At 29.0% G+C, this 1,500-nt stretch carries 2 protein-coding genes; both read right to left on the reverse strand.

Translation table 11 applies throughout. The features are described 5' to 3' along the window. Positions 1 to 941: acyltransferase family protein (locus tag DWX73_RS13250; RefSeq protein WP_158556870.1), on the reverse strand; the 941-nt coding region annotated here is incomplete at its 3' end. Further along, on the reverse strand, positions 913 to 1,470 hold the full coding sequence (locus tag DWX73_RS13255) for an acyltransferase (RefSeq protein ID WP_118349126.1): 558 nt from the start codon (positions 1,468 to 1,470) through the stop codon (positions 913 to 915). The genes DWX73_RS13255 and DWX73_RS13250, both read right to left, overlap by 29 nt. Positions 1,471 to 1,500 lie beyond the last annotated feature (30 nt).

A 1,500-nucleotide genomic window follows, 5' to 3' on the forward strand; every position in this document is an offset into this window, starting at 1 on the left:
AAATTTAATGGTACTTGGTTATATTTTTTTGTTAAATTAAACTCGATTAAATACGCTAGGTTTTGATGTATTAAATACAACGGATAAGATAGCATTCCCATAAACTGTATTATTTTATATTCAAATATCTTTCCTTTTTTGTACAGTGCAATTAAAAAAAACGGTATTGCCAGGCATAAACAACCAAATGCCAATACTCCTCTACGCAACAAATGATATACCAAACAAGCTGCACACAATAGCAACCATTGATTTACATATATATACTCTTCTATTTTCGTAAATTTAAATAAGGAACTGATTTTATATTGTTTCTGTTGCATGATACCAATAGATATTCCTATACAAATAATTGCAACGTATGATGATCCTAATAATTGATTTAAAGGTACAAATCTTATCAGTCCTGTAATTCCTTCTAAAAGAATCCATGCCAAATATGTCCATATATATTTATCAATTTGAAAATATTTGATAAGACCGACAACAATTATTGCTCCAATGAGAGTCGTAATATACCAATGAGCACCATCAACATAATTACAACCTATAAATCCATTAATAAAACAAATATTTAACAAATACTCTTTCCATGAACATGTTCGTTGTGGTAACTCAAAAATATGTGTAAATCCCATTGTTAATGTTATTGCGATTACATAGCAAGGCCATAATCTGAATATTTTTTTAGCCCAAAATTTTATGATATTTATTCTTTTTCCTAGAACACCAATGAGAAAGTAACTTGAAATCAGTAAAAAAATAGAATTTCCAAACTCTCCCATCCACTTCAAATACCAAATGGTATATCCACAATATATTTCTCTATATCGACAAAACAGATGAAAAACTACAATCAAAATGATTGTCACACCTCTTAATCCATCAATCTGTTTATTTCTGATTTTTTTGTTACCATTTTTCAATGACCTTTTCACCATAGCCTCCTGTCTTTGTATAAAACAATCTATTATTTGCAACATTGCATCTTACAACAGTCCCAGCTGCTACAACACTTTGAGAACCTATCGCTACACCCTTTAATACAATTACATTTGAGCCAATCCACACATTATCTTTAATTATAATCGGAGATGTTACAAAATCTGTCTTTATATTATTACTTCTATAATCATGATCATGATCATACATTTTTATCCCCTGTCCTAATATACTGTCTTCTTCAATTACAATTTTATCTCTTGAATTTATACAACAATCATCATTAATAAATACCCTATCTTTAATTTGAATACATCCTCCATCCGAAACATTTAGGATAATATTTTCACGCAACTCAACGTTCTCCCCGAGGCTAATTTTTCCATTCCCATTAATTCTAAATTTAACAGTTCCAGCTATTCTAGCTGACCATTTCAAATCTACTTTAGAGCCAAAAAGTATTTTTAATTTTATAATTTTCAGTTTCCATTTTATCTTTTTCCAACATTTATATATTATCGTTACCATTATATTACTCACCTCTTCTTAATTTGCCAA

Source organism: Coprococcus sp. AF21-14LB (assembly GCF_003458885.1).
Taxonomy (GTDB): domain Bacteria; phylum Bacillota; class Clostridia; order Lachnospirales; family Lachnospiraceae; genus UBA9414.

Bases quoted from the DNA above. Each gene is read 5' to 3' on its own strand.
- DWX73_RS13255 (WP_118349126.1), bottom strand. From the start codon at position 1,470: ATGGTAACGATAATATATAAATGTTGGAAAAAGATAAAATGGAAACTG.